Source organism: Pseudomonas sp. 31 R 17 (assembly GCF_900004915.1).
GTDB classification, from domain to species: domain Bacteria; phylum Pseudomonadota; class Gammaproteobacteria; order Pseudomonadales; family Pseudomonadaceae; genus Aquipseudomonas; species Aquipseudomonas orientalis_A.
The window spans coordinates 78,649-82,874 of sequence record NZ_CVTN01000077.1 but is presented as its reverse complement, the minus strand read 5'-3'; the positions used below and the strand labels follow the sequence as shown (position 1 = coordinate 82,874).

Annotated in this window: 3 protein-coding genes; 1 reads left to right on the top strand and 2 read right to left on the bottom strand. The window is 61.7% G+C overall.

The features are described 5' to 3' along the window. Window positions 1-194 precede the first annotated feature (194 nt). Together BFP89_RS21010 and BFP89_RS21005 are read right to left on the bottom strand one after the other, a co-directional pair. Window positions 195-656 (bottom strand): LEA type 2 family protein, encoded by a 462-nt coding sequence (locus tag BFP89_RS21010; protein ID WP_065887377.1) that lies wholly within the window; start codon window positions 654-656, stop codon window positions 195-197. A gap of 12 nt (window positions 657-668) precedes the next feature. After that, window positions 669-2,099 carry a nucleobase:cation symporter-2 family protein gene (locus BFP89_RS21005; protein WP_065887376.1) on the bottom strand — a complete coding sequence of 477 codons (1,431 nt, stop codon included), beginning with the start codon at window positions 2,097-2,099 and terminating at the stop codon, window positions 669-671. Window positions 2,100-2,298: 199 nt separating this feature from the next. Between BFP89_RS21005 and BFP89_RS21000 the strand changes: the two genes are divergently transcribed. Then, window positions 2,299-3,957, top strand: coding sequence for a methyl-accepting chemotaxis protein (locus tag BFP89_RS21000; RefSeq protein WP_370671228.1), 1,659 nt, complete (start codon window positions 2,299-2,301; stop codon window positions 3,955-3,957). Window positions 3,958-4,226: the final 269 nt, after the last annotated feature.

The window sequence follows — 4,226 nt, the reverse complement described above, 5'->3', positions numbered from 1 at the left end:
GGGCCATCCCTGGCCCAGTGCGGCTAACCCGGCGTCCTGCCGGGTTACCCACGGATTCAAGCCTGCGTTCGGCCAGCGTGGTTTAACGGGGCGCATCGTGGTTAGCGTTGGCCGCTACAGAGTTGTGTAGATACCTATGCTCATCGGGGGCAAGCCCCCTCCCACATGTGATCTTCAGCGTTGTCGCCCGCAGTTCACCAGGTTGCGGTGTTGGGCAAATCCAGGGTGCCACGTTCCACAAAACGCATCGTTCCGAACAACCCGCCCGCCAGCTTGCCGCGCAGTACATACGGCAGGTTATTCAGGCTCTGGGTCTGGCTCAGGCCCAACGTCTGGCGCAACACGGAAAACGCCGAAACGCTCACCGGCACCATCAGCACCGTCTCTGAGAAACGCGGGATGCTGCCCGCCTGATCACTCACCCCGGACGCCAGTGGCCGGCCATTGACTTCCAAATCCAGCGCCACGCCGTTGTAGTCGATCGCCGCTTCATTGGGGTTCTGCACCCGCAGCTTGACGGCGAAGCGCACTTCCAGGTCCTGGCTTTGCAGCGGTTCGATGCCGACCACGTTGATGTTGACCGGATCGCGCTGGGGCAACAGCGCGCAGGCGCTCAAGGTCAGCAACAACAGCGATACCACCATGAGCTTGCGCATCTGAACGTGCTCCTACTGTTTCGTAACGTCCGGGTCCTGCATGACTTTGAGGGTCGAGGACTCCGGATCGAATTCATCTTCTTCCAGCTCTATGAACGCTTCGGGCAGGAAAATGTTCAGCAGGATGGCACAGAACGCCCCCACGGTGATCGGCGACTCAAAGATGTTATGCAGCGCCTTGGGCAAGTCGCGCAGCACTTCGGGCACGGCCGCGACGCCCAGGCCCATCCCCAGGGAAATCGCCACGATCAGTACGTTGCGTCGGTGCAGCCCGGCTTCGGCGAGGATCTTGATGCCGGCCACTGCCACGGTGCCGAACATGATCAGGGTCGCGCCGCCCAGCACGGGTTTGGGCATCAGTTGCAGCACCGCGCCGATCATCGGGAACAGCCCCAGCAGTACCAGCAGGCCGGCGATGAAGTAGGCCACGTAGCGGCTGGCCACGCCGGTCAACTGGATCACGCCGTTGTTTTGGGCGAAGGTCACCATCGGCAGGCTGTTGAAGGTGGCCGCCATCGCCGAGTTGAGGCCGTCGGCGAGCAGGCCGGACTTGATGCGCTTGATATACCGCGGGCCTTTGACCGGCTGCTGGGAAATCATCGAGTTGGCGGTCAGGTCACCGGCGGCTTCCAGGGGCGAAATCAGGAAGATCACCGCCACCGGGATGAACGCCACCCAATCGAACGAGAAACCGTATTTGAACGGCACCGGCACGCTGATCAGCGGCACCAGGGGCAGGGCGGCCATGTCGACACGGCCCAGCCACCAGGCCACGACAAAACCCAGGGTCAGGCCGATCACGATCGAGCCCAGGCGCAGGAACGGGTTGTCGAAGCGGTTGAGCACCACGATGGTCAGCAGCACCAGCGCCGCCAGGCCCATATTGCTCGCCGCGCCCAGGTCGCTGGCACCGAAACCGCCGGCCATGTCGGTCACCGCGACCTTGATCAACGACAACCCCATCAAGGTGATGATGGTGCCGGTCACCACCGGGGTAATCAGCTTGCGCAACTTGCCGATGAACTGGCTGAGCACCACTTCGATAAAGGCTGCGAAAAAACAGATGCCAAAGATCGTCGAGAGGATTTCATCGGTACCGCCGCCGCGGGCCTTGACCATGAACCCGGCGCTCAAAATCACGCTGATAAAGGAAAAGCTGGTGCCCTGCAGGCATAACAGGCCCGAGCCAATGGGGCCGAACGTACGCGCCTGCACAAAGGTGCCGAGCCCCGAGACGAACAGCGCCATGCTCACCAGATACGGCACTTCGCTTTCCAGGCCCAGCACGCCACCGACGATCAGGGTCGGGGTAATGATGCCGACGAAGCTCGCCAGCACATGCTGCAGGGCGGCAAACACCGCCGCAGTGAAGTGCGGACGGTCTTCGAGGCCGTAGATCAGGTCGGATTTATAGCGCGGGCGAGGGGCTTGAGCGTCAGACAAAATGAGGGCTCGGGTCGGAAAATGGAGGCGCAGGATGCCAGAAACGGTGGATTGCCTGAAGTGTAAAAAAATATTTATGAAACCCCTGCATAAAACCCTCGGGCGTGCCGATAGCGCTTATAGGTCCACCTATCAATAACAACAGCGGTGGCCAAAGTCTGGCAGCGCATTGTCGCTGGCCGATCGTTTCGCGGCAGGGATGCGCGCAAACACCCTTTCTGAGAGCAGCCCTATGTCCCTCCGTCATCTGAATATCGCCCCTCGCGCCTTTCTCGGGTTTGCCTTCATCGCCGTTCTGGTGGTCATCCTGGGGGTATTTGCAGTCGACCGCATGACCTTGATGCGCCAGGCTTCGTTGGACATGAGCACCAACCAGTTGCCCAGCGTGACGTACCTGGGGCAAATGACGGAAAACGTGTTGCGCATGCGCATCCTGTCCTTTCGCGTGCTGGTCAACCGTGAGCCGGTCGCCCTGCAGGAAGCCGAAACCCGCATCGGCGTGCTGGTCGACAAGGTCAAGGCGGCGCAGACCCATTACGCCGCGCTGCCGGCAGGTGCCGAGGAGACGGTGTTGTACAAGGCATTTGCGACCACCCTGGACAACTATTTCAAGGCGCAAGCCGACATGATTGCCCTGTCCAAACAAGACAAGGTCGATGAAATGCGCGCGCTGATCAACAGCCGTATCAAGGACGGCACCGACCAGATGGGCGAGCAGTTGAACAAACTGATCGCCCTCAACGCCGCCGGCGCCAAGGCCGCCGATACCCAGGCAGAACACAGCTACGAAGTGGCCATTACCGGCGTCATCCTAGTGTCGGTGGCCGCTGCCTTGCTCACGGTGTTGCTGGCGTGGCTGCTGACCCGCAGCATCGTTACGCCGCTGCGCAAGGCCGTGCAAGCGGCTGAAAGCATCGCCGGCGGCAACCTGACGACCGCTATCGACGACGACGGCAAGGACGAACCGGCACGGCTGATCAGTGCCTTGTCGACCATGCAAACCAATCTGCGCCAGACCATCCAGCACATTGCAGGCTCGGCCACGCAGTTGGCGTCGGCTGCCGAAGAACTGAGCGCTGTCACCGAGGAAGCCTCCAAGGGCTTGCAGCAACAGAACAATGAAATCGACCAGGCCGCCACGGCGGTCAATGAGATGACCGCCGCCGTGGAAGAGGTGGCGCGCAATGCGGTGTCCACCTCCGAAGCCTCCGGCCAATCCAACCAGGCCGCACGGGAAGGCCGCGACCGGGTCGTCGAGACGGTCGGCGCAATTCAGACCATGACCCAGGACGTGCAAAACACGGCGTCCATGATCGAAGGGCTGGCGGCGCAAGGGCGGGACATCGGTAAGGTCCTTGATGTGATCCGCGCGATTGCCGAGCAGACCAACCTGCTGGCGCTCAACGCCGCGATCGAAGCGGCACGCGCCGGTGAAGCCGGGCGTGGCTTTGCGGTGGTGGCCGACGAGGTGCGCGCACTGGCTCATCGCACGGCCCAGTCGACCCAGGAAATCGAAAAAATGGTCGCCGGCATCCAGAACGGCACCGGTGAAGCCGTGCAATCGATGCAGCAGAGCAACCAGCGCACCCAAAGTACCCTGGAAATGGCCCGCGCCGCCGGTGTGGCGCTGGAGCAGATCACTCAGTCCATCAGCCTGATCAACGAACGCAACCTGGTGATCGCCAGCGCGTCCGAAGAGCAGGCCCAGGTGTCGCGCGAGGTGGATCGCAACCTGGTGAATATCCGCGACCTGGCGACGCAATCGGCGGCGGGCGCCAATCAAACGAGTGCGGCCAGCCATGAGCTGTCACGCTTGGCGGTGGATCTGAACGCGATGGTGGCCCGGTTCGTTATCTAAAATCTGAAATACGGTTCAAATGTGGGAGGGGGCTTGCCCCCGATGGTGGTGGGTCAGTTAGCTCTGTTGTAGCTGACACACCGCCATCGGGGGCAAGCCCCCTCCCACATTTAGTCCGCGGCTGTCTACACAACTCAGTAGCGCCAACCGTAACCACGATGCGAAGCGAGTCGCCCTTGATCTTGATCTGCTTTTGATCTTAAGCGCCCCGTCAAACCACGCTGGCCGAACGCAGGCTTGAATCCGTGGGTAACCCGGCAGGACGCCGG

Coding starts and splice junctions, on each gene's coding strand:
- BFP89_RS21000 (WP_370671228.1), top strand. CDS start 2,299: ATGCGCGCAAACACCCTTTCTGAGAGCAGCCCTATGTCCCTCCGTCAT.
- BFP89_RS21010 (WP_065887377.1), bottom strand. CDS start 656: ATGCGCAAGCTCATGGTGGTATCGCTGTTGTTGCTGACCTTGAGCGCC.